The organism is Leucobacter sp. gxy201 (genome assembly GCF_051043335.1).
In the GTDB taxonomy this organism is placed as follows: Bacteria; Actinomycetota; Actinomycetes; order Actinomycetales; family Microbacteriaceae; genus Leucobacter.
The window spans coordinates 1-26,554 of record NZ_JAMXWS010000003.1; the positions used below are offsets into that span (position 1 = coordinate 1).

Genomic DNA, 26,554 nt, shown 5'->3' on the forward strand with positions numbered 1-26,554 from the left:
CGCCCTCACTTATATGAACAGCGATAGAATTCCGAAGCGTATGCCCGGTCATACGCTCGAACGCCACGGGCCCTGGAGGCAATTAGTATGAACGAACGCTCATCGCGCGATTACTCGTCGGATCGCGGACCCCGCCAGGGCGGTCACGGACCCCAGGACCGCAGCGGATCAGGCCGAGGCAGCTACCGCCCCGAGAACGAGCGCCGGGATCGGGAGCAAGGCCGTGACCGCGGCTATCGCAGCGGCGATCGTTACGACCGCGGCCAGCGCGGCGACGGCGGCACCCGCGGCGACCGCGAGCAGAACCGCGATGGCGGTTACCGCGGCGATCGAAACCGCGGTGACTTCCGTAGTGATCGTCCGCGCAAGCAGTACGGCCGCGACGATCGTCAGCGGCCGGCTTCCGAGGGCCGCGAGGATCGGGGCGCCCGTCGCCCCTACGAATCCCGCGACGACCGTCCGCGGAAGAACACCGGCGCAGGCCGTGAAGGGCGTGCCGGCTCCGGCGAGCGCACCGGTGGCCTCCGCAAGCCCTACGCCAATAGGAATGATCGCTCCGCGGGGCGGGGAGCCGGTGACCGCGATGAGCGTCCGGGCAAGCGCTACGACGACCGCGCCGACGGCGCGCAGCGCCGCGGCTTCGGCGGTCGCGATGACCGCGAGCGCCGTCCGTACTCCGGCCGCGACGACCGCGCTGGTCGCGGTGAGCGCGACGATCGGCCGCGCCGCAGCTCCGGCGACCGTTACGAACGCGATGGCGGCCGCGGCTCGTACGGCGACCGCCGGGGCAGCGACGATCGCGGCTCCGGTGGACGCCAGCAGCGCGACGAGCGCGGCTCGAACGGCCGCGGCTCCTACGATCGCCGCTCGAACGATCGCGGCGCGCAGGATCGCGGCCCCCAGGGGCGCGGCGGCACCCGCGGGGGAGGCCGGAGCGACCGCGGCGGCGCAGGTCGCACGTTCACCGAGGCCGAACGGCTGCAGCACGAACTGCGCCCGGTGCGCTCGGAGCATCAGGATCCCTGGATCCCTGAGGAGATCGAGCCCAAAGATCTGTACCCCGCAGCCCGCAACGAGCTCAAGACGCTGCAGACCGACGTACAGGAGCGCGTCGCACGTCACCTCGCGACGGCCCTGATGCTCCTCGACGAGGATCCGGCGCTCGCGCACGAGCACGCGCTGTCGGCCAGCCGCCGCGCGGGCAGGATCCCGGTCGCTCGCGAGTTCCTCGCGATGACCGCGTACCGCACCGGCGACTTCGCGCTCGCCCTGCGCGAGCTGCGCACCTACCGCCGTCTCAGCGGCCGCGACAACCACGTCGCCCTCATGGTCGAGTGCGAGCGCGGCCTCGCGCGGCCCGAGAAGGCCGTCGAGACCGGCCTCGAGATCGACGCGTCGAAGCTCGAGACCGAGCAGCGGGTGCACCTCGCCATCGCGATGTCGGGCGCGCGCCTCGACCTCGGCCAGACGCAGCAGGCGCTCTTCGAACTCGAGATCCCCGAACTGAACCCCGACCGCGGGTTCTCGTGGAGCCCCGAGCTCTTCGCCGCGTACGCAGCCGTGCTCGAGGAGCTCGGCCGGGCCGACGAAGCCGCCGTATGGACGGAGCACGCGCTGCGCGCCGAGCGTGCGCTCGAGCAGCACTTCGGCGGCTCCGACGAGATCGACGTGATCGAGATCGTCGAATACGAGTCGGCGACCGAGAGCGAGTACGGCGGTGGACCCGACGCCCCAGAACCGTCCGAGAAAGCGGAAGGTGCGAGCGGATCCGCTGAACCGGCCGAAGCGGTCGCCAGCGAGGCCGGTGCAGACGAGGCGCCTGCGGAGGGCGCGGAAACCGTCGCGACCGTACCCGACACGCTGGCGGAGCCCGCTGGCGCGCCCGTGACCGGGGCCGCGACCCCGCCCGAGGGCGATACCGCGGAGGAGCCCCAGTCGTTCGACGCCGCGATCGCCGCGGAGGTCGACGAGCTGCTCGCCGAGGCCGGTATCACCGACGACGGCTCCGACGATGGGCGCACGGACGCGGAGGAAGGGAAAGCGGACTGATGGGTCTCTTCGGGAGGAAGCGCGATGAGACCGGGCCCGCGCCCATCGACGGTCGCGAGCTCGTGCTCGCCGACCTCGACGGCGTGGTGTACCGGGGCGAAGGGGCGATCCCTGGAGCCATCGAATCGTTGAATCTCGCGGCCGAGAGCCTGCGGGTGGCCTATCTCACCAATAACGCGTCGCGCACCGATCATACGGTCGCCGAGCACCTGCAGCAGCTCGGGCTGCGCCCGACGGCGGAGGACATCGTGACCTCGCCGCAGGCGGCGGTCGCGCTGCTCGCGGAGTTCGCGCCCGCGGGATCGAAGGTGCTCGTCGTCGGCGGCGACGGTCTCATCGACGAACTCGAGAAGGCCGGCTACTCGTGGACGCGCACCGCGGAAGACGGCTTGGCGGCCGTGCTGCAGGGATTCGCGCCGCACGTCGGCTGGGAAGACCTGGCGGAGGCGTCGTACGCGCTCGCCGAGGGGCCGAACGGCGAGCAGCTGCCCTGGATCGCAACGAACACTGACTGGACGATTCCGCGGGCGCGCGGCATCGCCCCGGGCAACGGCACGCTCGTGTCGGCCGTGCATACCGCCGTGCAGCGCCTCCCGGTGTTCGCGGGCAAGCCCGAAACGCCGATCTACGAGGCCGCGTTCGACCGCTTCGGCACGCGCAACGCGCTGATGGTCGGCGACCGCCTCGACACCGACATCAAGGGCGCCGTCGCAGCCGGCATCCCGTCGCTGCAGGTGCTCACGGGCGTCGATCGCCCGAAGCAGCTCCTCGCGGCGTCGAAGGACATGCGGCCCGACTTCATCGTGCCGACGCTCGCCGAGATGCACGAGCCGTACCCGGTCGCCGAGACGCTGCGCGATGGCACCGTGCGAGTGGGGTCGGCGAAGGTGCGCATGGACGGGCATATCGTCGTCGTGGTCGCCGAGGGCGAATCTCCCCTCGACCTGCTGCGCGCCGGCTGCCTCGCGATCTGGGCATCCGGGCTGGCGATCTACGGGCTGAAGGTGCCCGAGATCCTCATCGAGGACCACTGGCGCTGAGACCATGGGCGAGACGCAGATGAACGACGACCGGGCCGATAACGGTGCGCAGGCCGACAGCGGCGCACGGGCCGACGGGCGCGGCGAGGGCGAGCTGCTCGGCCGCATCGAGCTCATCGAGTCGCAGCCGCTCGCGCAGCGCGCCGCCGGCTTCGAACAGGTGCACGACGAGCTGCTCGCCGAGCTGCAGCGCAGCGATCACGATGGCTGACAGTGCCGCGGGCGCGGCACCGGCCGTGCGATGGCAGGGATCGCCGGAGCGCCTCGACCGGGTCGTCGCCGAGACGGGGCTCGCGCGTTCGCGCAGCCGCGCCGCCGAGCTCATCGCGGCAGGCGAGGTGCGCGTCGACGGCCGGCCCGTCACGAAGGCCGGAACGAAGGTGCCGAGCGGCGCGCTCGTCGAGGTCGCCGTCGCCGACCGCTACGTCGGCCGCGCCGCGGGAAAGCTCGTCGCAGGGCTCGACCGCTTCGGCATCGACCCCGCGGGCCGGCTCGCCCTCGACCTCGGGGCGTCGACCGGCGGCTTCACGCAGGTGCTGCTCGAGCGCGGCGCACGAGCGGTGCAGGCGATCGACGTCGGCCACGACCAGATGGTGCCCGAGCTCGCCGCGGACCCGCGCGTGCACCTCGTGGAAGGCTGCAATGCGCGCGAGCTCGACCGGACCCTGCTCGAAGCGCGTACCGGCGAGACCGAGGCTCCGAGCCTCGTCGTCGCCGATCTCTCGTTCATCTCGCTCACGCTCGTGCTCCCCGCGATCGCGCGCTCCGCGGCCGCCGATGCCGACCTGGTGCTGCTGATCAAGCCGCAGTTCGAGGTCGGTCGGGTGAAGGACGGGGTCGTCACCTCGCCCGAGCAGCGGGCGGAGGCGATGCGCAGGGTACTGGCGGCGGCGGCGGCCCACGGGTACGACTGCCGGGGCCTCGAAGCCTCACCGGTCGTGGGCGGCGCGGGCAATCGCGAGGTTCTTGCGCACTTCGCGCGCGGCGCATCGCCGGATCCGACACAATGGGAGGGGCGGATCGCTGAACTGCGCGGGCCCGACGGCATCGTCGGCCCGACCGCGAACCGCACGACCTGACGGAGGAGACGCATGAGCGACGTGCACGACGCAGACGGCAGCGAAGAACGCGCAGCGCTCGACCGGCCCGCGGTCGCCGATGCAGCGGAGCCCTGCGCCGCGCGGGAGCCGTCTTGCAGGCGCATGCTCGTCGTCTCGCACGCGCACCGTCCGGAGGCGATCGCCGCGACCGTCGAGGTGGTGCGCGCCCTCACCGAGGCCGGTGTCGTGCCGGTGCTCGACGCGGAGGACCGCACGGCTTTCGAACCGCACTTCGACATCACGCGAACCGAGACGCTCGGGCGCGACATCGCGGTGGTCGACCTCGAGGTCGCGTTCGTACTCGGCGGCGACGGCACCATTCTGCGTGCTGCCGAGATGCTGCGCGGCTCGGAATGCCCCATCGTGGGCGTGAATCTCGGCCATGTCGGCTTCCTCGCCGAGATGGAGAGCCACGACCTCAGCGCCACGATCGAGCGCGTCCTCGCCCGCGACTACACGGTCGAGGAGCGGCTCACGGTCGACGTGCAGGCGATCTCGGCGGAGGGCGAGACCATCGCCGACACCTGGGCGCTCAACGAGGCGAGCGTCGAGAAGGGGCGGCGCATGCTCGAGGTCTCCGTCGGCGTCGACGGGCGGCCCCTCACCAACTTCGCCTGCGACGGCGTCGTGCTCGCGACTCCGACCGGCTCCACGGCGTACGCGTTCTCGGCCGGCGGGCCCGTCGTCTGGCCGGGCGTGCAGGCCATGCTCATGGTGCCCATCGCGGCGCATGCGCTCTTCGACCGGCCGATCGTCGTCGATCCCGAATCCGAGCTCACCGTCACGATCCTGCCCGAGAACATCGGCCCGGGGGTCTTGTGGTGCGACGGCCGCCGGCGCACCGAGCTGCCGGCCGGCTCCGTGGTGCAGGTGCGCCGCTCGGCGCTCACAGTGCGGCTCGCTCGACTCGACCGGGCCGTCTTCTCGGAGCGCCTGGTGCGCAAATTCAAGCTGCCGACCACGGGGTGGCGCGGGGAGCGCGGCGGAGGCATCGCGTGATCGAAGAACTCCGGATCAGGGACCTCGGGGTCATCGCCGACACGACGCTGCCGCTCGGGCCGGGGTTCACCGCGATCACGGGCGAGACCGGCGCCGGCAAGACGATGGTCGTGAGCGCGCTCGGCCTGCTCATGGGCGAGCGCAGCGACGCGGGCGCGGTGCGCGGCGGGGCGGCGCAGGCACGCGTCAACGGCATCGTGCAGACCGCCGACGCCGAGGTCGCCGAGATCGTCGCCGATGCAGGCGGTGACATCGAAGACGGCGAGCTCGTGCTCGGGCGCACCGTGAGCGCCGAGGGGCGCAGCCGCGCGATCGTCGGGGGAGCGAGCGCTCCGGTCGGCACGCTCGGGCGGCTCGCGGGCCGTCTGTTCGCAGTGCACGGCCAGGCCGATCAGCTGCGGCTGCGGTCGGCGGGCGAGCAGCGCGATACGCTCGATCGTTTCGGCGGCCCCGCCCTCGCGGAGGTGCTGACCGAGTACCGGGCCTGTCACGCGGAGCGCGGGGCGCTCGCCACCCGGGTGGCGGAGCTGACCGCCGCGCTCGATGAGCGCGCCGCCGAGGCGGTGCGCCTGCGCGCCGAGCTCGAGGAGATCGCCGCGGTCGACCCGCAGCCCGGTGAGGAAGCCGAGCTGCAGCAGCGCATCGAACTGCTCGGCAACCTCGAGGCGCTGCGATCGGCGACGTCGACGGCGCACGACGCGCTCGAGAGCGAATCGGACGACCCGTTCAGCCGGGACGCGACCGGCCTCGTCGATGCGGCGCTGCAGGAGCTCGATCGGGTGAGCGGCTATGACGCGCGGCTGGCAGGGATCGCCGACGTGCTGCGCGCCGCCGCCTTGCAGCTCGCCGAGGCCGCGCGCGAGCTCGCGGTCTACGCGGGCGACCTCGATGAAGACGGCCCGGGCGAGCTCGCCGCCGCCAATGAGCGTCTCGCCGCGCTCGCTCAGCTCTTCCGGGTGCACGGCGGAGACGCGGAGAGCGTCCAGGCGTACGCCGAGCAGGGGGCGAGGCGCCTCACCGAACTCGACGGCGACGATGACACCGTCGCCGCACTCGCCGACCGGCTCGATGGGCTCACGGCCCGCGAAGCGGACCTCGCCGCGCAGCTGTCGCAGCTGCGGCATGAGGCGGCCGCCGAGCTCTCGCGCCTCGTGACCGTCGAACTGCGCCAGCTGGCGCTGCCCGATGCGGAGTTCGTCGTGCAGGTGACGCCGCTGGACGCGCTCGGTTCGAGCGGGGGAGACGAGGTGCAGCTGCTTCTGAGCCCGCACCCCGGTTCGGCGCCGCGCCCCATCGCGAAGAGCGCCTCCGGCGGCGAGCTGTCGCGCGTCATGCTGGCACTCGAGGTCGTGGTCGCGGGCGTCGACCCGGTGCCGACCTTCGTGTTCGACGAGGTCGACGCCGGCGTCGGCGGCGCGGCCGCCATCGAGATCGGCCGACGGCTGGCGCGGCTGGCGCGCACCTCGCAGGTGATCGTCGTCACCCACCTGGCGCAGGTCGCGGCCTTCGCCGGCAACCACGTGCGCGTGCTGAAGGACACGGCGGGGGGCTTCACCGAGTCGAGCTGCGTCGTGCTCGACGGCGATGACCGTCTCGCCGAGATGGCGCGGCTGCTGTCGGGTCTCAGCGACTCGGGGAGCGCTCTCGAGCACGCCGCCGAACTGCTGGCGCTGCGCGAGACCGCATAGCCGGTGCGCCGCCGTTCCCCGTGTCGGGGGCGAGTGCTACTCTCGCCAGCATGGCGAAGATTTTCGGGCGCAGGCGGTCCGCCGCCGACGGCGCCGTGACGACCGGCGAAGTGCCGGCCCTCGATGACAGCCCGACGGTGAAAGCCGCGTACCTCGAGGCGCATCCCGACGTCGTGCACGCCGACCTCGAGCAGATGGACGCCGAGACGCGCCAGATGTACCGGGACGCCCGCGAGGCCGCCCAGGACGCGGCGGAGGAGCGGTCGCAGTCGCGGGCACGGGAGTTCGTCGTGCAGCATCCGTTCCAGCTCGGCTTCACGGTCACGCTGGGCGTGCTGACCGCCGTGCTCGTCGGGGCGATGATCGACCAGCTGAGCACCATCATCATGTACGTCGTGGCGGCGCTGTTCGTCGCGCTCGGCCTCGACCCCGTCGTGCGCATGCTCGAGCGCAAGGGGCTGAAGCGGCCGCTCGGCATCGGCGTCGTCTTCGGCGGATTCGTGCTGCTCATCGCGACGCTGCTCGCCATCATCATCCCGATGCTCACGAACCAGATCGCGCAGCTCGTGCGCAGTGCCCCGATGCTCTTCAGAGACATCACCCATCAGGACTGGTTCATCGATGTCAATTCGCGCTTCGGCCAGTTCGTCGACTTCGACGGCCTGCTGAAGACCGGGCAGGAGCTCGTGGGCAATCCCGAGAACTGGGCATCGGTCGCGGGCGGCGTCTGGCAGGCGGGCGTGGGCATCGCGAACGGGCTCACTGCGGCGCTCATCGTGCTCATCCTCAGCCTGTACTTCCTCTCCGCGCTGAAGACGATCAAGCGGGCGTTCTACTCGCTCGTGCCGCGCTCGGGGCGCGCGAAGGTGATGGACATCACCGAGCAGGTCACGAAGTCGGTCGGCGGCTACGTCAACGGTATGGTCGTGCTCGCGTTCATCAACGCGGTGCTCGGCTTCATCATGATGTCGATCGTGGGGGTGCCGTTCGCGGGCCTCGTCGCCGTCGGCGTCTTCCTGCTGGCCCTGATCCCGCTCATCGGATCGGTGCTGGCCACCGTGCTGGTCGGCTTCGTCGCCCTCTTCGACTCCCCGATGACCGCGGTGATCGCGGTGGGCTACTACCTGATCTACATGCAGATCGAGTCGTATCTGCTCACCCCGCGCATCATGAACCGCGTCGTCTCCGTTCCGGGCGCGCTCGTGGTGATCGGCGCGCTCGCGGGCGGCACCCTGCTCGGCCTGCTCGGCGCGCTGATCTCGATCCCTGTGACCGCCATGGTGCTCATGATCATCAAGCAGGTGTGGGTGCCCCGGCAGGAGCTGCGCTGAGCCGCCCGCCGAAGCCTCGACGTCGACGAATGACACCTGATAGGATTGAAGCCCGTGGGAATAGAGCAGAGCGCCGATACGTCAGGCACGACCAAGCACATCTTCGTCACGGGGGGCGTCGTCTCCTCTCTGGGTAAGGGGCTGACCGCCGCGAGCCTCGGAAACCTGCTGACCGCGCGGGGCCTCCGCGTCGTCATGCAGAAGCTGGATCCGTACCTCAACATCGATCCGGGCACCATGAACCCGTTCGAGCACGGCGAGGTCTTCGTTACCGACGATGGCGCCGAAACCGATCTCGACATCGGTCACTACGAGCGCTTCCTCGGCATCAACCTGTCGCAGGCCGCGAACGTCACCACGGGCCAGATCTACTCGGAGGTGCTGCAGAAGGAGCGCCGCGGCGACTACCTCGGCGCCACCGTGCAGGTCATCCCGCACATCACCAACGAGATCAAGCGCCGCATGCGCCTGCAGGCCGAAGAGGATCCGCGCCCCGACGTGATCATCACCGAGATCGGCGGCACCGTCGGCGATATCGAGTCGCAGCCCTTCCTCGAGGCCGCCCGCCAGGTGCGCCACGAGTACGGCCGCGACAACGTCTTCTTCGTGCACGTCTCGCTCGTGCCATACATGGGCGCCTCGGGCGAGCAGAAGACCAAGCCGACCCAGCACTCGGTCGCCGCCCTCCGCTCCATCGGCATCCAGCCCGACGCGCTCGTGCTGCGCAGCGACCGGCCCGTCACCGAGGACAACCTGCGCAAGATCGCGCTCATGTGCGACGTCGACGAGGATGCGGTCGTGAACGCCGTGGATGTGAAGAGCATCTACGATCTGCCGCGCCTGCTCAGCGACCAGGGCCTCGACCGCGCGATCCTCGACCGCCTGCGCATGGAAGGCCGCGCCGGCGAGATCGACTGGAGCGGCTGGCAGCCCGTGCTCGACGCCGTGCACGAGCCGAAGGGCGAGGTCACGATCGCGCTCGTCGGCAAGTACATCGACCTGCCCGACGCGTACCTCTCGGTCACCGAGGCGCTGCGCGCCGGCGGCTTCGCCCACGCGACCAAGGTCAACATCAAGTGGGTGCCCTCCGACTCCTGCGAGACCCCCGAGGGCGCACGTGCGCAGCTCGGCGAGGTCGATGGCATCTGCGTGCCCGGCGGCTTCGGCATCCGCGGCATCGAGGGCAAGCTCGGCGCGCTGCGCTTCGCCCGCGAGAACGGCCTGCCGACGCTCGGCCTCTGCCTCGGCATGCAGTGCATGGTCATCGAATACGCACGCAATGTCGCCGGGCTCGCATCGGCGTCGTCGACCGAGTTCGACCCCGAGACCGCGCAGCCGGTCATCGCGACCATGGCCGAGCAGGTCGACATCATCGACGGCGGCGACCTCGGCGGCACCATGCGCCTCGGCCTGTACGAGGCGAAGCTCGCCGACGGATCGCTCGCCGCGGAGCTCTACGGCGCCCCTTCGGCCTCCGAGCGCCACCGCCACCGCTACGAGGTCAACAACCGCTACCGCGACCAGATCGCGGCCGCCGGGCTGAGCTTCTCGGGCACGAGCCCAGACGGCGAGCTCGTCGAGTACGTCGAGCTGCCCCGCGAGCGGCACCCGTTCTACATCGCGACCCAGGCGCACCCCGAGCTGCGCTCGCGCCCGGGCACGCCCCATCCGCTGTTCGCCGGTCTCGCCGCTGCCGCGATCGAGCGCCGCGACGCCGCGCACCTGTTCGAGGTCGAGGAGGCCGAGTAGCGCCATGACGCTCGGGCATCAGGCGGTTCCGGGGCGGCTCGCCGACGAGGTCGCAGACGATGTGCGGGTGATCGAGAGCGAGAAGCTCGTCACCGGGCGGGTCTGGGATATCAGGCGCGATCGGTTCGAGCTGGGCGGGCACGAGATTGTGCGCGACTACGTGGATCACACCGGCGCGGTCGCCGTGCTCGCGCTCGACGAGGCGGGGCGCGTGCTGCTCATCAAGCAGTACCGCCATCCCGTCGCGCACCGCGACTGGGAGATCCCTGCCGGCCTCATGGATGCGCCCGGCGAGAGCGGCCTGGTGTCGGCGCAGCGCGAGCTCGCCGAGGAGACCGACCTGCAGGCCGCGCGCTGGGACCTGCTGCTCGACCTGTTCCTGTCGCCCGGCGGTTCGAGCGAGGCCATGCGCATCTTCCTTGCCAGGGATCTCTCGCCCCTCGAGCACGACTACGTGCGCACCGAGGAAGAGGCCGAGATCGAGCCCCGCTGGGTCGACCTCGACGAGGTCGTGGCCGCCGTGCTCGACGGCCGGGTGCAGAACGCCGTCACCGCCGGCGCGGTGCTCGGCGCTGCGGCCGCACAGGCGCGGGGCTGGGACACGCTGCGCGACCCGCTGCTGCCCTGGACGGGGCGGGAGGCCGTGCGCGGCGAACGGTCGCGCTGATGGCCCTCGCGCCCGCGGCCGGCATCGAACGGTACCTCCGCCACGTCGCTCTCGAACTCGGACTGTCGCAGAACAGCCAGGACGCCTACCGGCGCGATCTGGGCGCGTACGCCGCCTGGCTCGAGCAGCGCGGACTCGAGGCACTCGACGACATCGTGCCCGGCACCCTCGCCGAGTACGTCGCCGGCCTCGGGGGCGCGGACGGCGAGACCGCCCGGCTCGCCCCCGCCTCGATCGCCCGGCGCCTGTCGACCGTGCGCAGCATGCACCGCTTCCTCTACGACGAGGGGCTGCTGGCCTCGAACGCCGGTAGCGCCGTGCGCACCCCGAAGCGGGCGCAGCGGTTGCCGAAGGCGCTGCCCATTGCAGACGTCGAAGCGCTGCTCGCTTCCGCCAGCGGCGACGACCCCGTGTCGCTCAGGGATCGCGCCCTGCTCGAACTGCTCTACGCCAGCGGCGCGCGCGTCAGCGAGGTCACCGCCCTCGACCTCGACGACCTCGTCAGCGGCACCGAGCACGGCGACGCCCTGCAGCACCCGCTGGAGGCGCTCGGCGAGGGCGGGTTCCTCCGCGTGCTCGGCAAGGGATCGAAGCAGCGCTTCGCCCCGTACGGCAGTTACGCGGGCCGCGCTCTCGCCGCCTATCTCGTGCGCGCGCGTCCCGGCATGGTCGCACGCGGTAGGGGCACTCCGGCGCTCTTCGTCGGCCCGCGAGGCGCCCGGATGTCGCGCCAGAGCGTGTGGCTCGTGATCCGCGCCGCCGCCGAGCGTGCCGAGATCACGGCGGAGGTGTCGCCGCACACGCTGCGCCACTCCTTCGCCACCCACCTGCTCGCGGGCGGCGCTGACGTGCGCACTGTGCAGGAGCTGCTCGGTCACTCCTCGGTCACCACCACCCAGATCTACACCCAGGTCACCGCCGACACGCTGCGCGAGCACTACCTGACGGCGCATCCCCGGGCCCGCTGAGATCCGCAGTGGTGCGGCGGTACGGCGGTGCGCCCGTGCGGCTCCGCGGCGGTGCGCCCGCGCGGTGCGTTGCGCTCTCGTGCCGCGGATCGTGCGAGGTGTGGAGTCGTATGCACCATCAGCCCGACCCGGGTGGTGCATTCGGCTCCACGCCAGCGGGTATGTGAGGCGGGGCGGAGAAAAGATCGAGCGCGATGAGTTCCTGGCGAGAGACGTGCCGGGTTGTGCGAGTCGTGAGGCCGCCCCGATAGCTTGGAAGGGCACATGCAGTCCAAAAGCGAGGAGCTTCGCCCGACATGACCCCGATTCAGCCACTGCCGGCACCGGTGCTCACCGAGGTGCAACGGGCGGATCTCGCCCGTGCGAAGCGTGCCGCGAGGTGGCTCGGAATCATCGGGCCGCTCGGGGTGATTACGATCGGCGTCATCGTGCTTCTGGCGTGGCTGCCGCGGATGCCCGACCCGGCGGGTACCCACTGGGGGTTCAGCGGCGGCCCCGACGGCTTCGGCGCGCCCGCGACCTTCGTGTGGTTGCAGGCAGGCGTCGGCTACGTCGTCGTGCTGCTCATGGGAGCGATGGCGGCCGTCGGCCCGATGAAATCCGGGCAGCCCGTGTGGGGCGGCTACCAGCGCTTTCTGGCGGCCTTCGGCGCGGGGTTTGCCGTCTTCACCACGATCAATAACCTCACGAGCGCGGGCGTGCAGCTCGATGTGGCGGATGCGGCGAAGGCCCCTGGCATCGGCGGCATGATGGCCGTGAGCTTCGTATCGTGGGTGGTCGTGGGCGCGATCGTGTGGTTTGCGCAGCCGGGCGTCACCGTGCACCCTGCGCGCACCGCAGCGCAGTCGGCGGCACAGTCGGTCGATGCGGTTGATGCAGGGGCGCATCCCAGCGCAGAAGCTGGCGCGGTCGATGCCGCCTGGCAGGGCAGGGTGAATCCCAGCCGAGGCTACCTGTGGCTTGTCGGAGGCACAGTGGCGCTGCTTGCGGCCGTCACGGTGCTCGTGGTCGTTCTGCCGGGCAGTGAACGCGTGGCCATGGCGATCTCCGCGGCCGTGCTCGTGATCGTGGTGGCGCTGCTCGCAACGATGTCGTGGTTCACGGTGCGCATCGACGCCTCGGGGCTCGAGGCGCGCTCGAGGCTCGGCTGGCCGGTGTTCAGGCTGCCCGCGGACGGCATCGCGAAGGTCGAAACGCAGCACATCTCGCCGTTCGCCGAGCTTGGCGGGTGGGGCGTGCGCGTGGCTCCCGGCCGCTTCGGTATCGTGATGCGCGACGGGGCGGGCATCGTCGTCACCCGCGAGAACGGCAAACTCTTCTTCATCACGCTCGACGACGCAGCGGCCAGGCTCGCAGAGGCTGCTGCGGCGGCGCACCACGAGAAGGGCTGACGCACATGGCGCACCGAACGGCGATCAACACCGCGATGAACACCTCGCTGAACAGCGCGCTCCGAGAAGCGCTGTCGGGCGACACCTCGCGGCTGGTCATCGAGGCCGAGGCGCTGCGCGCGCACGAGAGCGACCGGTCGCTCCAACGACAGGGCTCAGCGGCAGCGCTGGTCGTACCGCTCACGACAGCAGAGGTGCAGGCCGTCGTGCGCGCGGCCAGCGCCCACGCGGTGCCGATCGTGGCGCAGGGCGCTCGCACCGGCCTCGCCGGCGCAGCCTCGGCCGCCGCAGGCGCGATCCTCATCGACTTCTCGCGCATGAACCGCATTCTGCGCATCGACCCCCTCGAGCGGCTCGCCGTCGTGCAGCCCGGCGTGATCGTCTCGGACCTCGCGGCGGCCGTGGAGGAGGAGGGGCTCTTCTACGCGCCCGACCCCGTGTCGGCGCAGTGGGCGACGGTCGGCGGCACCATCGCCACGAACGCGGGCGGCATGCGCTGCATCAAGTACGGGGTGACGCGCGATTCGGTACGATCCCTCGAGATCGTGCTCGCCGACGGCAGCGTCGAGCGCACCCGCCGCGACACCGTCAAATCGGTGACCGGCCTCGACCTCACCTCGCTCATCGTCGGCTCGGAGGGCACGCTCGCGCTCGTCACCGAGATCACCGTGAGCCTGCGCTCGGCGCCCGGACCCGCACGCGGAGTCGCGGCCATGTTCCCCGACCCAGAGTCGGCGCTCGCCGCAGCGAACACCATCGCGGCGGGCGCCGCACTGCCCGCCGTGCTCGAAATGCTCGACGATGTGGCCCTCGACAGCATCCGCCGCACCGCCCCCGAGGCCTCGGCACCCGCGGCAGCGCGCGCCTGGCTGCTCGCCGTCACCGATGCCCGGGTCGGCGCCGACGACGAACTCGACGCGTTCGAGCGGGCGTTCGCCGATCACGGCGCGATCTCCACGAGCCGCGCCGACACACCCGATGCGCTCGAAGAGCTCTTCGCACTGCGCCGTCTGCTGCAGCCCGCCATGCAGGCCTACCGCGGCGACGCCCACCACGGCGACATCGCGGTACCCCGCGCGGCCCTCGGCGAAGTAGTGCGCCGTGCCGACGAGATCGCGCGGCGCCTGGACGTCATCATCTCGATCGGCGGTCACGTCGGCGACGGCAACCTGCACCCCATCATCGCGTTCGATCCGCACGATGCCGAGCAGGTGCGTCGCGCGCACGAGGCGCACGACGAACTGCTCGCCGCCGTGCAGCAGCTCGGCGGCACCGTCTCGGGGGAGCACGGCATCGGCACCGAGAAGCTCGCGGCCCTCGACGGCGAACTCACCCCGCGGGTGCGCGAACTGCAACGGGCGATCAAGACCGCCTTCGACCCGCAGGGCATTCTGAACCCCGGCCGCAAGCTGTAGGTGACCGGGGCCCGGCCCCGCGCTCGGGGCCCGGCCCGAGCTTCGACCTCGCGCCCGCCCGAACTTCGACCTCGCGCTCACCCGAACTTCGGCTCTCACCCGAACTTCGGATGGAAAACGCGGTTCTGCTCCGAACGACGGGTGAGAGCCGAAAATCGGGTCGCGAGGTCGGCTTCGCGATGGTGCGGATCGAGGAGCTCCGCTCCTCGCGGTATTGTTTCGGCGCCGTGTGCGCCGACTTCGCGTGCGGATCGAGGAGCTCCGCTCCTCTCCTGCCGCACGCGCGATAGGATGGGGCGTTAGCGACGGCGAGCGGTAAGGAGCGGGAATGGCGGACACTCTCTTCGAGTTGGGCCCGACCGGGCGACCCGAGCGCATCATTCCGGCGCCGAAGAAGCTCGACCGGCACGGCCCGGCGCGCATCATCGCGATGTGCAACCAGAAGGGCGGCGTCGGCAAGACGACTTCGACGATCAACCTCGCGGCGGCGCTCGCGCGCTACGGGCGCCGGGTGCTCGCCGTCGACTTCGACCCGCAGGGCGCGCTCTCGGCCGGCCTCGGCGTCACGGCGCACGACGTGCCCACCATCTACGACCTCATGCTCGGCAAGGTGAAGGATCCGCAGGAGGCGATCCAGAAGACCGAGACCGACGGGCTCGACGTGATCCCTGCCAATATCGATCTCTCGGCCGCCGAGGTGCACCTCGTCACCGAGGTCGCCCGCGAGCAGATTCTCGCCGGCGTGCTGCGCAAGGTCTCGGGCGACTACGACGTCATCCTCGTCGACTGCCAGCCGTCGCTCGGCCTGCTGACCGTGAACGCCCTCACCGCCAGCCACGGCGTGCTCATCCCGCTCGCCTGCGAGTACTTCGCGCTGCGCGGCGTCGCCCTGCTCGTCGAGACCATCGACAAGGTGAAGGATCGTCTGAACCCGGCGCTCGAGCTCGACGGCATCCTCGCCACCATGTACGACGCCCGCACCCTGCACGCGCGCGAGGTGCTCGAGCGCGTCGTCGACACCTTCGGCGACAAGGTCTTCGACACCGTCATCGGCCGCACCGTGAAGCTGCCCGACGCGCAGATCGCCGCGAAGCCGATTCTCGACTACGCGCCGGCGAACCCGGCGTCGGAGGCCTACCTGAAGCTGGCCCGCGAGCTGGTGCAGCGCGGTTCGGTCGCCTGATGAACGGCCCGGAGCGCGAGAGCCATGGCCACCGCGACTGACCCGGCACCGGAAGCACCCGAGAACAGCGGGTTCCATGTCTCGCTCGACATGTTCGACGGGCCGTTCGACCTGCTGCTGAACCTCATCGGCAAGCACGAGCTCGACATCACCGAGGTGTCGCTCAGCCTCGTCACCGACGAGTTCATCTCGTACCTCGACACGCTCGAAGGGGAGGGCATCGGCCTGCTCGACCGCGCCTCCGAGTTCCTCGTCGTGGCGGCGACGCTGCTCGACCTCAAGATCGCGAGCCTGCTGCCCCAGGGCGAGGCCGTCGACGCCGAGGACATCGCGCTGCTCGAGGCGCGCGACCTGCTCTTCGCCAGACTGCTGCAGTACCGCGCCTTCAAGCAGGCGAGCGCCTGGTTCCGCTCGCGCTTCGACACCGAGAGCGCACGGCACCCGCGGCTCGTGCCGCTCGACACGAAGTACCGCGAGCAGGCGCCGGAGCTCGTCTGGCAGCTCACTCCGGAAGATTTCGCCGCCGTCGCGATGCTCGCGTTCGCGCCGCGCGAGATCCCGACCGTCGGACTCGAGCACCTGCACGCGCCGCTCGTGTCGATCCGCGAGCAGGCCGCCGTCGTGGTGTCGATGCTGCGCACGGGGAGCGCTCGCAGCTTCCGCGAGCTCATCGCAGGAGTGTCGGAGCGCGGCGTCATCGTGGCGCGCTTCCTCGCCATCCTCGAACTGTACCGCCGCGCGGCGGTCACCTTCGACCAGGCCGAACCGCTCGGCGAACTGCACGTGCAGTGGAGCGGTGAGAGCTGGTCCGACGACGAACTGGCTACGCTGGGCAATGACTATGACTGAAGAGCACGAACCGATCGCGGCGGCAGCGGGGGCAGGGATCCCTGTCGATGCCGCGCCCGACGAGACCCCCGAGACCGCGCTCGAGGAGGCGCCCGGCACCGAGGCGCCCGACACCGAGCTTAGTCGCGCCCGTGACGCCCACACGCTGCAGCAGCAGCTCGAGGCGCTGCTCATCGTGGCCGATGAGCCGCTCAGCGCGGTGGCGCTCGCGACGGCGACGGCCCGGCCGATGCGCGAGGTGCGCGCCGCACTGGCCGCCCTGATCGCCGACCTCGACGGCGCGGGCACCGAGCTCGGCAGCAGCACGAACCCCCGAGGCTTCGAGCTGCGCGAGGTCGCGGGCGGTTACCGCTTCTACGTGCGCGAGAGCCTCGACCCCGTCGTCGCCGATTTCGTGCAGCAGCAGACCCCGTCGAAGCTGTCGCAGGCGGCGCTCGAGACGCTCGCCGTGATCGCGTACCGGCAGCCGATCTCGCGCGGAGCCATCGCCTCGGTGCGCGCGGTCAACGTCGACTCGGTCGTGCGCACTCTGCTCGGCCGCGGTCTCATCACCGAGGTCGGGCACGACCCCGAGACGACGGCGACGCTCTACGGCACGACCGAGGCGCTGCTCGGCCACCTCGGCATCGGCGACGTGTCGGAGCTGCCGCCCATCGCCCCCCTCCTCGATGACGGATCGGAAGGATTCGAGCATGAATCATTCGCATGACCGCGACCGCGACCGCGCCCGCGCCCGTGACCGCGACCGCGACGCGGGCGGACGGGCCGGGAGCGGCGGGAGCTTCGAAGTCGATGGTCGGGCGATCGAGATCGACATGGCGGAGTGGGGATGGGACCGCCCGGTCGCGGCCGCGAGCTCCGAGGCCCCGGAGGAGGACGACGGCCGGGTGCGGCTGCAGAAGGCGCTCGCACATGCCGGTGTCGCTTCGCGCCGCGCGTGCGAGGCGTTCATCACCGGCGGCCGCGTCACCGTGAACGGCGAGGTGCAGCGCGAACTCGGGTCGCGCATCGACCCCGAGCGCGACGATGTGCGCGTCGATGGCGTCGTCGTGCAGCTCGACGTGTCGAAGCGGTACTTCGTGCTGAACAAGCCCCGCGGCGTCGTCTCGACGATGCACGACGAGAACGGGCGCCCCGACCTGCGCGAGTTCACGAACTCGGTCGAAGATCGGCTTTACAACGTCGGTCGCCTCGACACCGACACGAGCGGACTGCTCATCCTGACGAACGACGGCGAGCTCGCGCATCGTCTCGCGCACCCGAGCTTCGGCGTGCAGAAGACCTACATCGCGAAGGTGCGGGGGCGCATGACGCCCGCGACGATCCAGCAGTTGAAAGACGGCGTCGAGCTGAAGGACGGCCCGATCAAGGTCGACCGCGCGAAGCTCTTGCCCGGCGGCGCGAGCAAGTCGCACTCGCTCGTGGAGGTCACGCTGCATTCGGGGCGCAACCGCATCGTGCGGCGCATGCTCGCCGAGGTCGGGCACCCGGTCGACGAGCTCGTGCGGCGCCAGTTCGGGCCGCTGCATCTCGGCACGCTGCGCGTCGGCGAGATGCGCGAGCTCTCGGCCGCCGAGCGCGGTGCGCTCTTGAGCGCCGCGGAGGACGGCGGCGCCGGCGACGCGAAGACCGGGGCCGGCGATGCCGGTGCCGGCAAGGACAGTAAGAACGGCAAGACCGGGGGAGCGAAGCGCGGTCGCGGCGCGGTCACCGGCGGAAGGCCGGGCGACGGAGTCGGCGCCCGAGGCATGCGCGGGGTCGCCGCGAAGGGAAACCCGCATAACCGTCGCGGCGCTGCCGCGGGCGGGAAGCGGCGGAAGCCGCGCCCGCCCGCGAATTCGTAGGCCGTCGGGCTGCGGTGGGCCGCACTGCGTGACGCCACCGAGGAAGTCTCGAAGAGCGCGCTTGCGCGGTATCGACGTGCGAGCGGGGTGGTGCTCGGTGTTGTCTGCCGATGCGACCGGGGTGCTGGTCTCTCGGCGTCGCTCGCGCCTGGTGCGGCGGTCTGCGGTGAGAAGCGGTGTGGTGTTCGCTTCCTGATGATCATTTAAATAGTCTCGAGCGAATCGCACAAACGACTACTCTTAGATTGAGCATTTTGCATAGTGAAGCCTCGAGGGGAGTGGCAGAAAATGGACAAAGTGACGGAGCTCGACGGCATCGACCGGAGAATCCTCGAGCAGCTCGATATCGATGCCCGCATGCCGGTCGCGATGATCGCCCAGAAGCTCGGTCTCGCCCGCGGCACGGTGCAGGCCCGGCTCGACAAGATGCAGGAGCGCGACGCGCTGCGCCCCCACAGCGCCCGGGTGAAGCCGGCCGCCCTCGGCCGCCCTGTCGCGGCGATGGTGCAGGTGCAGCTCGACCAGCACCTCATCGCCGAGGCGGTGCGCGCGCTCGCCGGCATCCCCGAGGTGCTCGAGTGCTTCGCCCCCGCCGGCGACACCGACCTGCTGCTGCGCGTCGTCGCGCGCGACCCCGACGATCTGTACCGCGTGAGCGAGGAGATCAGGCTCTGCCCGGGCATCAATCGCACCTCGACCAGCCTCTACCTGCGCCAGGTCATCCCGTACCGCGTCACCGGACTGCTGCGCGAGGGGGCCGGAGTACGGCAGAATTGAACCGGCACGGCGGGAAGGGCGGTCTATGAACGAGCTGCAGGCGCGCACACAGGGATCGATCCACATCATCGGCTCCGGACTGCTCGGGGCGAGCATCGGCCTCGGCCTCCGCGAACGCGGCGTCGACGTGACGCTCGAAGACCTCTCGCCGACGACCGTCGCGCTCGCCGCAGACTACGGCGCGGGCCGTCCCCGCGCCGCCGACGACGCCCCGCCCGCCCTCGTGGTCGTCGCGACGCCGCCCGACGTCGTCGCGGACGTCGTCGAGCGCGCGCTCCAGGCCTACCCCGACGCGATCGTCACCGATGTCGCCAGTGTGAAGCTCGCCCCGTACCGCGCGCTCATGGAGCGCGGCGTCGACCTCGTGCGCTACGTCGGCTCGCACCCCATGGCCGGGCGCGAGCGCGGCAGCGCGATCATGGCCCGCGCCGACCTCTTCGTCGGCCGGCCCTGGGTCATCTGCCGCGACGGCGAGACCCCCGCGGCCGCGCTCGCCCTCGTCGAGGGCATCGCGCTCGATCTCGGCGGTGTGCTGCTCGAGATGGCGCCCGAGGAGCACGACCGCTCGGTCGGGCTCGTCTCGCATCTGCCGCAGGTCGTGTCGAGCCTGCTCGCCGGCCGCCTCGTGCCCGCGAGCGAGCCGGCGATCGCGCTCGCCGGCGCCGGCCTCCGCGACACGACGCGCATCGCCTCGAGCGACCCGGAACTGTGGGTGCAGATCCTCGCCGCGAATCGCGAACCGATCGTCGGGCTGCTCGATGCGCTCGCCGCAGACATCGCCGGGTTCACGGAGGCGCTGCGCGACCCGTCGCAGGCGGGCGCGAAACGGCGCATCGCCGACCTGCTCTCGGCCGGCAACCGCGGCGTCTCGCGCATCCCGGGCAAGCACGGCTCCTCCGAGCGGTTCGCCACGATCTCCGTCATCGTCGACGACCGACCCGGCCAGCTGGCGCGCCTGCTCACCGAACTCGGAGAACTGGGCATTAATATGGAAGACTTGCGCCTCGAGCACTCGCCGGGCGCTCAGATCGGTTTCGCGGAGATCGCGGTGCTGCCCGAGGTCGCCGAACGCGCTGTCGCCGATCTCGCTGATCGCGGATGGAGGACCTTGTGAATGTTGCGCATGCGGCCGATGCCACGGCCGGCGCCGTCGCGCCCATCCTCGTCGCGATCGACGGGCCCGCGGGCAGCGGCAAATCGAGCGTATCCCGCGAGGCCGCTGCGCGCCTCGGGTTCGGCATTCTCGACACCGGCGCGGCGTACCGCGCGCTGACCTGGGCCTCTGCGCATACAGGGATCGACCTCGACGACGAGGCGTCCGTGGCGGGCCTCATGGAGCGCTGGAACTACCGGACGACGCTGCTCGGCGAGCAGCGGGTCGGCGTGCTGCTGCCCGGTGGGCGCAGTGACGAGACGCACGACCTGACGGCGGCGATCCGCGACCCCGAGATCAGCGGGCAGGTGAGCCGCGTGTCGAAGCACCCCGAGGTGCGCGAGCGCCTCAACGCGATGTTCCGCGCCATCGTCGCGGAGTCGGGGCTGCCCGGCGTCGTGATCGAGGGGCGCGACATCACGACCGTCGTGGCCCCGGACGCACCCGTGCGCATCCTCATGACGGCATCGCCCGAAGTGCGGGCGCAGCGCCGCGCGGGGGAGCTCGACGGGCTGTCGCACGAGCAGGTGCTCGCCGACATCGTCGCACGCGACGCACGCGACGCGCTGGTCGTGGACTTCTTCAACCCGGCGCCGGGGGTCGAGCTCGTCGATACGAGCGACATGGATTTCGAGCAGTCGGTTCAGGCTGTGGTCGACATCGTAGGAGCGGCGCAGCGCGCCGCAGAAGAGAGTAAGAGATGAGCACCGAGCACACCGAGGCGGAGTTCCCCGGCGACGACATCATCGAGGGCGAGGGCTTCGACGCCGCGCTCGCAGGCGATGACGTGACCGACGAGGAGCGCCTGCGCGCCATGCGCTCGAGCCTGGACGGTTTCGATCTCGAAGAGGACGATCTCGCGATCATCGGCGAGAACGGCGAGTTCTTGGGCTTCGAGCACGCCCTCACCGAGGCGCTGCCGGTCGTCGCGATCGTCGGCCGCCCGAACGTCGGCAAGTCGGCGCTCGTGAACCGCATCCTCGGCCGCCGCGAGGCCGTCGTGGAGGATGTGCCGGGCGTGACGCGCGACCGTGTGAGCTACCCTGCGGAGTGGAACGATACGCGCTTCACCCTCGTCGATACGGGCGGGTGGGAGCCCGACGCGAAGGGCATCGACGCGTCGGTGGCACTGCAGGCCGAGGTCGCCATCGAACTCTGCGACGTCGTCTTGTTCGTCGTCGACTCGCGCGTCGGCCCGACCGCGACCGATGAGCGCGTCGTGCAGCTGCTGCGCCGCACGAAGAAGCCGGTCTTCCTCATCGCGAACAAGGTCGACGATGCCGCGTTCGAGCCGGAGGCGGCGCAGCTGTGGTCGCTCGGTCTCGGCGAGCCGCACGCCGTGTCGGCGCTGCACGGTCGAGGCGTGGCCGATCTGCTCGACCGCGTCATCGACGCGCTGCCCGAGGAGTCGGCGGTCGCGCAGCCGAAGCTCGCCGGCCCGCGCCGCGTCGCCATTCTCGGCCGCCCGAACGTCGGCAAGTCGAGCCTGCTCAACAAGGCCGCCGGCGAGGAGCGCGTGGTCGTGAACGACCTCGCGGGCACCACGCGCGACCCGGTCGACGAGCAGGTGGAGATCGCGGGCAAGGTGTGGACCTTCGTCGACACCGCCGGCATCCGCCGCCGCGTGCACCTGCAGAAGGGCGCCGACTTCTACGCGTCGCTGCGCACCGCGACCGCGCTCGAGAAGGCGGAGGTCGCGATCGTCGTGCTCGACGTCACCGAGGAGATCAGCGACCAGGATCTGCGCATCATCGATCTCGTGCTCGAGTCGGGGCGCGCGCTCGTGCTGGCGTTCAACAAGTGGGACCTGCTCGACGACGATCGTCGCCGCTACCTCGAACGCGAGATCGACCAGGATCTGGCGCACGTCGCCTGGGCGCCGCGAGTGAACATCTCGGCGCGCACCGGCCGCCACCTCGAGAAGCTGGTACCGGCGCTCGAGGTCGCGCTCGAGTCGTGGGATACGCGCATCTCGACGGCGAAGTTCAACGCGTTCATCGCGGAGCTGACGCAGGAGAACCCACACCCGCTGCGCGGCGGCAAGCAGCCCCGCATTCTCTTCGGCACGCAGGTGCAGAACCGCCCGCCGACCTTCGTGCTGTTCACGAGCGGCTTCCTCGACCCCGGCTACCGCCGATTCGTGCAGCGCCGCCTGCGCGAGAACTACGGTTTCGAGGGCACCCCCATCCAGATCAACATGCGCATCCGTGAGCGGCGTCTGCGTCGCTGACGCCGCTCCTCGGAGGCCATTTCTGGCCTCCGAGAGGATGCGCCGCGCGGCTCTGCTCGCGCGGTGAGCATCGCGTAGCGATTCCGTAGAACCGTGAGCGCAGGCTGCGGCGGTAGCCGCGGCCCGCGCTCCGCGATCCCTGTCGAGCCTCGCGTGCCCGATCTGATGCACAATCGCACCGGAATTCCGCACTATTTCCTGCATTCGGTCAGGGAGGCCCCCGTTACTCTCGGAGCATGGCCGAGGAACCCCGTGAACTGACCCGCCTCGAACAGGCGATCGACCGGGCGGCGCACCGCATCCTCGCGGGCCGGCCCGAGAGCGGCCCCCGGGCCGTCGCGATCGAGTGCGCGGTGTTCGTGCTGAAGCAGGCGTGGGCGTGCGTGTTCGGCGCGCTGCTGCTCGCGGTGATTGTCGCGGCCAGGCTCTGGTACCCGGACGACGCGGTGCTCGCCCGCAACGACGCCCTCACGATCGCGGCGATCGCGATCCAGATCGGCATGCTCGTGTTCCGGCTCGAGAGCGGCCGCGAGCTGTGGGTGATCGTGCTGTTCCACATCACCGGCACCGTGATGGAGCTCTTCAAGACCGACGTCGGCTCGTGGAGCTACGGCGTCGAGGGGGTGCTGCGCATCGGCGCGGTGCCGCTGTTCAGCGGGTTCATGTATGCGGCGGTCGGCTCGTACATGGTGCGCGTGACACGCCTGCACGCGCTGCGCTTCACGCGGTATCCGCCGGTATGGGCGACGGCGCTCGTCGCGGCCGCCATCTACGCGAACTTCTTCACGCACCACTTCACCGTCGATCTGCGCTGGGCGCTGCTCGCCGCCGTCGTCGTGCTGTGGGCGCGTACGACGATGGTGTTCCGGGTGTGGCGGTCCGAGCTGCGGGTGCCGCTGCTCGCGGTGTTCGCGGGCGTCGCCGTGTTCATCTGGTTGGCCGAGAACATCGCGACGTGGGGCGGGGCCTGGCTCTACCCGCACCAGCAGGGCGGCTGGGAGCTGGTGTCGCCGCAGAAGCTCGTCTCGTGGTTCCTGCTCATGATCATCTCGGTCGTGCTCGTCACGTTCGTCTACCCGCCGCGACCGCCCGCGGTCGGGCAGGCGCCCGGCGGCGCGCGGCGGTCCCGCTGAGGCGAGCACAGAGATCGCGCCCAGCGGGACCGGGGAGAACGGCGGCCGGTCAGCTCGCCGCGAGCGGCAGCGCGATGAGGCCGAAGCCGACGACGGCAATGACCGCGACGATCGCGATCGCGACGAGCGCGAGCAGTACCCCGTTCAGCCAGACGCCCCAGAGGGCCAGCGTCCGTTCGGCGGTGCCGCGACGCAGGGCGAGCATGCCGAGCACGAACCCGACGATCGGCACGAATAACGACCAGCCGGCGGCGATCGAGACGATTCCGATGACGAAGCTCGCGAGAGCGAAGGAACTCGCGCGCGACTCATCGGCCGCGGGGGTCTGCGTCGCGGCGGGGGCGGGGGCGGGTGCGGGTGCGACGGACGCGTCCGGTGCGGCCGAGCGGTTCTGGAGCTCCAGTTCGACGGTCTGGTCGGGGAGGATCGCGGTCACTGCGGTGGTGGTCATGTCGACGCCTTTCGTGCAATCGCAGGGCACTGGGTGCGGCCCCTGCGTGATGATTCCACGTTACGAGCGTGCGGCATCCGGGCGCGTCCTGCCCCGGTATCGGCCGGGTGGTACCGCGGTACCGTCTCGCTCAGACTGCGCGCGATGCGGTATCGGGCAGTGCGGATGCCGCTTCCGCTTCTTCGGCCCCCGACACGTCGGTGCCCTTCGGCGTGACGCAGAAGACGAGCACGGCGACGGCCACCATGAGCAGCCCGCCGACGATCCCCGTGAGCTGCAGCGAGCGGGTGAACGCCTCGCCCGCCGAGGCGATGAGCTCGGGGGATGCGGCGTGCTCGCCGATCGCCACCGCTGCGCCGAGCGATTCGCGCGCCTGCCGGGCGAGCTCGGCGGTCAGCCCGTCGAGCGATGCGCCCGCCGCGAGCTCGGTGCGGTAGACGAGCGCCGAGACGCTGCCGAGGATGGCGACGCCGAGCACCGACCCGAGCTCGTACGAGGTCTCCTCGAGCGCTCCGGCACTGCCCGCCTTCTCGAGCGGCGATCCCGACATGATCATCGCCGAGCCGATCGCGAGCGACCCCATGCCGATGCCGATGAGGGCGAGCGACAGCAGCACCGCCACGAGGTTCAGCCCGCCGGGAACGACCCCGAGCACGAGCATGCCGAGCCCCGCCGTCGCGACGCCGCCCGCGAGCACGGCGCGCGTGCCGATGAGCCGTGCGAGCGGGGGAGCGGCGAGCGACCCGAGTGCGCTCGTGATCGCGATCGGCAGCATCTGGATGCCCGCCTCGAAGGGAGTGGCTCCGCCGACGAGCTGCAGCCACTGGGCGAGCAGCAGCATCGCGGCCGCCATGGCGAACATCGAACCGAGGGCGGCGATGATCCCTGCCGAGAAGACGCGGCTGCGGAAGAGCGCGAGGTCGATGAGCGGATGCGTGCTCCTCGCGCAGCGCGCCCCGAACCAGGCGAGCAGGGCGAGGCCGATGAGCCCCGCGACCCAGGCGGCGGGGTCGGCGAGCGTCGCCAGCTTGCCGAACGTCTTCACCGACCACACGGTGAGCGTCATGCCGCCGAGAGCGAGGGCCGCCGCGACGAGGTCGAGGGGGCCGGGGTGCGAGACCCGCGACTCGGGCAGGATGACGATGCCGGCGACGAGCGCGACGAGCATGAGCGGCACGTTCACGAGGAACGCGGCGTGCCACGAGAAGTGCTCGAGCAGGAAGCCGCCGAGCAGCGGGCCGGTCGCGGCGCCGAGGCCCGACACCGCCGCCCAGATCGAGAGCGCCGTCGCGCGTTCGCGCGGGTCGGTGAAGATGACGCGGATGAGGGAGAGCGTCGCGGGCATGATCATCGCGCCGCCGAAGCCGAGGAAGGCGCGCACCGCAATCACGGCCCCGGCGGTCGGGGCCCACAGCACGAGGAGGGATGCGACGCCGAAGATCGTGTAGCCGAGCAGCAGCATGCGCTTGCGGCCCCACCGGTCGGCGACCGCGGCGAGCGGCACGAGGAGCCCTGCGAGGATGAGGGAGTAGACGTCGATGATCCAGAGCTGCTGGTCGGAATCGGGGTGCAGCTCGGCCGCCATCTCGGGCAGCGCGATGTTCAGGATCGTCATGTCCATCATGATCACGAGCAGGCTCGCGGTGAGAACGGCGACGGCGCTCCAGCGGCGGGCGCGGCTGAGCTGGTTCGCGGGGGTCATGGTCGTGCTCCGGTAGTGGGTGCGGGGTCGTGCATGGTGAGGATGGCCTGCAGAGCCGTGGTGAGCTCGTCGCGGCCGAGGGGTTCGTCGTTGATGCCGGCGTGCACGGTCGCGCCGTCGAGATAGACGGTGACGGCTGCGGCGCAGGCCTGGCCGAGGTGCGGGGCGAGCATGGCGGTGAGGCGGTCGTTCCAGCGGCGGGCGAGACTGCGCATGCGCGGGTCGACGGTGGCGCTCGAGATGAGGGCGAGGTCGGCGGCGACGGCGCGGCGGTCGAGGAGGAAGTCGTGCAGCGAGTCGACGAACCGGTCGAGCGCGATGCCGGTGGCGGCCTCGGGGTCGCGTGCGGTGCCTGCGGCGGTGCCGGCGGCGGTGCCTGTCGTAGTGTCGGTGGCGGTGCCGGCCGCGGTGCCGGCGTCGATGCGGGGGAGCAGCGCCTGCACCTCGGCGAGCTGCTCATCGACATCGTCGGCGAGCAGCTGCAGGGCGAGCTCGCGCAGCTCGTCGAGCGATGCGAAGTACTGCGTGGTCGAGCCGAGCGAGACGCCGGCGCGTTCGGCGATGCTGCGGTGCGAGATGCCGGCCGGGCCGTTCTCAGTGATGAGCTCGGCGGCGGCGCGCACGATGGCGCGTTTGCGGCCCTCGGGGTCGCGGCGGCCGGGCGACGGGAGCGGTGCGGCGGTCATGGTGCTTTCTCGACAGGGATCATCGTGTACAAACGTACATGTACATTTGTACACGAGTTCGTTCGCGTGGGCAATCCGCGGGTCCGGGCGCGCCGGAGCAGGGCCGAATATTACGGGCCGCATCGCGCAATGTCAGCGGCGGCATGTAG

At 71.1% G+C, this 26,554-nt stretch carries 23 protein-coding genes and 1 pseudogene; 21 read left to right on the forward strand and 3 right to left on the reverse strand.

All coding sequences use genetic code 11. The annotated features are described in order from the left end of the window. Positions 1-87 precede the first annotated feature (87 nt). The 21 genes and pseudogenes from NHL51_RS05055 to NHL51_RS05155 all read left to right on the forward strand — a co-directional run bounded on the left by NHL51_RS05055 (position 88) and on the right by NHL51_RS05155 (position 23,566). Complete coding sequence (locus tag NHL51_RS05055; RefSeq protein ID WP_434142212.1) at positions 88-2,049, forward strand: hypothetical protein; 1,962 nt, start codon at positions 88-90, stop codon at positions 2,047-2,049. Further along, on the forward strand, positions 2,049-3,089 hold the full coding sequence (locus tag NHL51_RS05060) for an HAD-IIA family hydrolase (RefSeq protein ID WP_434142214.1): 1,041 nt from the start codon (positions 2,049-2,051) through the stop codon (positions 3,087-3,089). Before NHL51_RS05055 ends, NHL51_RS05060 begins: the two co-directional genes overlap by 1 nt. 4 nt (positions 3,090-3,093) lie before the next feature. Further along, positions 3,094-3,300 (forward strand): hypothetical protein, encoded by a 207-nt coding sequence (locus NHL51_RS05065; protein WP_434142216.1) that lies wholly within the window; start codon positions 3,094-3,096, stop codon positions 3,298-3,300. Then, entirely contained in the window at positions 3,293-4,168 is an 876-nt protein-coding gene (locus NHL51_RS05070) for a TlyA family RNA methyltransferase (RefSeq protein WP_434142217.1), read from the forward strand. Before NHL51_RS05065 ends, NHL51_RS05070 begins: the two co-directional genes overlap by 8 nt. Positions 4,169-4,291: 123 nt before the next feature. After that, positions 4,292-5,188, forward strand: coding sequence for an NAD kinase (locus NHL51_RS05075; protein WP_434142763.1), 897 nt, complete (start codon positions 4,292-4,294; stop codon positions 5,186-5,188). Further along, positions 5,185-6,876, forward strand: a complete 1,692-nt coding sequence (gene recN, locus NHL51_RS05080) for a DNA repair protein RecN (protein WP_434142220.1) — start codon at positions 5,185-5,187, stop codon at positions 6,874-6,876. The genes NHL51_RS05075 and recN overlap by 4 nt, the downstream gene beginning before the upstream one ends. A 50-nt stretch (positions 6,877-6,926) precedes the next feature. Beyond that, entirely contained in the window at positions 6,927-8,207 is a 1,281-nt protein-coding gene (locus NHL51_RS05085; protein ID WP_434142222.1) for an AI-2E family transporter, read from the forward strand. Positions 8,208-8,261: 54 nt separating this feature from the next. Beyond that, the gene (locus NHL51_RS05090) at positions 8,262-9,956 is read left to right on the forward strand and encodes a CTP synthase (RefSeq protein ID WP_434142225.1); all 1,695 of its coding nucleotides are present in this window, start codon (positions 8,262-8,264) and stop codon (positions 9,954-9,956) included. A 4-nt stretch (positions 9,957-9,960) separates the two neighbouring features. After that, the gene (locus NHL51_RS05095; RefSeq protein WP_434142226.1) at positions 9,961-10,623 is read left to right on the forward strand and encodes an NUDIX domain-containing protein; all 663 of its coding nucleotides are present in this window, start codon (positions 9,961-9,963) and stop codon (positions 10,621-10,623) included. Next, positions 10,623-11,591 carry a site-specific tyrosine recombinase XerD gene (locus tag NHL51_RS05100; protein ID WP_434142228.1) on the forward strand — a complete coding sequence of 323 codons (969 nt, stop codon included), beginning with the start codon at positions 10,623-10,625 and terminating at the stop codon, positions 11,589-11,591. Before NHL51_RS05095 ends, NHL51_RS05100 begins: the two co-directional genes overlap by 1 nt. 296 nt (positions 11,592-11,887) lie before the next feature. Further along, the gene (locus NHL51_RS05105) at positions 11,888-12,982 is read left to right on the forward strand and encodes a DUF1648 domain-containing protein (RefSeq protein WP_434142231.1); all 1,095 of its coding nucleotides are present in this window, start codon (positions 11,888-11,890) and stop codon (positions 12,980-12,982) included. A 5-nt stretch (positions 12,983-12,987) separates the two neighbouring features. Next, a complete protein-coding gene (locus tag NHL51_RS05110; protein WP_434142233.1) occupies positions 12,988-14,397 on the forward strand; it encodes an FAD-binding oxidoreductase in 1,410 nt (469 codons plus the stop codon). A 328-nt stretch (positions 14,398-14,725) separates the two neighbouring features. Further along, positions 14,726-15,580 (forward strand): ParA family protein, encoded by an 855-nt coding sequence (locus NHL51_RS05115; protein ID WP_434142236.1) that lies wholly within the window; start codon positions 14,726-14,728, stop codon positions 15,578-15,580. A gap of 24 nt (positions 15,581-15,604) precedes the next feature. Then, positions 15,605-16,429 carry a segregation and condensation protein A gene (locus tag NHL51_RS05120; RefSeq protein WP_434142238.1) on the forward strand — a complete coding sequence of 275 codons (825 nt, stop codon included), beginning with the start codon at positions 15,605-15,607 and terminating at the stop codon, positions 16,427-16,429. Continuing rightward, positions 16,422-17,138: an SMC-Scp complex subunit ScpB gene (gene scpB / locus NHL51_RS05125; RefSeq protein WP_434142764.1), complete on the forward strand. Its 717-nt coding sequence runs from the start codon at positions 16,422-16,424 to the stop codon at positions 17,136-17,138. Before NHL51_RS05120 ends, scpB begins: the two co-directional genes overlap by 8 nt. 106 nt (positions 17,139-17,244) lie before the next feature. After that, a pseudogene (locus NHL51_RS05130) lies at positions 17,245-18,072 on the forward strand (pseudouridine synthase); the annotation flags it as partial. A 489-nt stretch (positions 18,073-18,561) separates the two neighbouring features. Next, positions 18,562-19,050, forward strand: a complete 489-nt coding sequence (locus tag NHL51_RS05135) for an Lrp/AsnC family transcriptional regulator (protein WP_434142240.1) — start codon at positions 18,562-18,564, stop codon at positions 19,048-19,050. A 25-nt stretch (positions 19,051-19,075) separates the two neighbouring features. Next, a complete protein-coding gene (locus NHL51_RS05140; protein WP_434142242.1) occupies positions 19,076-20,164 on the forward strand; it encodes a prephenate dehydrogenase in 1,089 nt (362 codons plus the stop codon). Beyond that, positions 20,149-20,907, forward strand: a complete 759-nt coding sequence (gene cmk, locus NHL51_RS05145) for a (d)CMP kinase (RefSeq protein WP_434142245.1) — start codon at positions 20,149-20,151, stop codon at positions 20,905-20,907. Before NHL51_RS05140 ends, cmk begins: the two co-directional genes overlap by 16 nt. Beyond that, positions 20,904-22,433: a ribosome biogenesis GTPase Der gene (der, locus tag NHL51_RS05150; RefSeq protein WP_434142247.1), complete on the forward strand. Its 1,530-nt coding sequence runs from the start codon at positions 20,904-20,906 to the stop codon at positions 22,431-22,433. The genes cmk and der overlap by 4 nt, the downstream gene beginning before the upstream one ends. 236 nt (positions 22,434-22,669) lie before the next feature. Further along, entirely contained in the window at positions 22,670-23,566 is an 897-nt protein-coding gene (locus NHL51_RS05155; RefSeq protein ID WP_434142249.1) for a DUF817 domain-containing protein, read from the forward strand. A gap of 49 nt (positions 23,567-23,615) precedes the next feature. Here NHL51_RS05155 and NHL51_RS05160 read toward each other — a convergent pair whose 3' ends face one another. From NHL51_RS05160 to NHL51_RS05170, 3 genes are all read right to left on the reverse strand, one after another. Next, complete coding sequence (locus NHL51_RS05160) at positions 23,616-24,017, reverse strand: DUF4190 domain-containing protein (protein WP_434142252.1); 402 nt, start codon at positions 24,015-24,017, stop codon at positions 23,616-23,618. Between the two features lie 130 nt (positions 24,018-24,147). Further along, positions 24,148-25,719 carry an MFS transporter gene (locus NHL51_RS05165; protein ID WP_434142254.1) on the reverse strand — a complete coding sequence of 524 codons (1,572 nt, stop codon included), beginning with the start codon at positions 25,717-25,719 and terminating at the stop codon, positions 24,148-24,150. Continuing rightward, positions 25,716-26,405: a TetR/AcrR family transcriptional regulator gene (locus tag NHL51_RS05170; protein ID WP_434142256.1), complete on the reverse strand. Its 690-nt coding sequence runs from the start codon at positions 26,403-26,405 to the stop codon at positions 25,716-25,718. The genes NHL51_RS05165 and NHL51_RS05170 overlap by 4 nt, the downstream gene beginning before the upstream one ends. Positions 26,406-26,554: the final 149 nt, after the last annotated feature.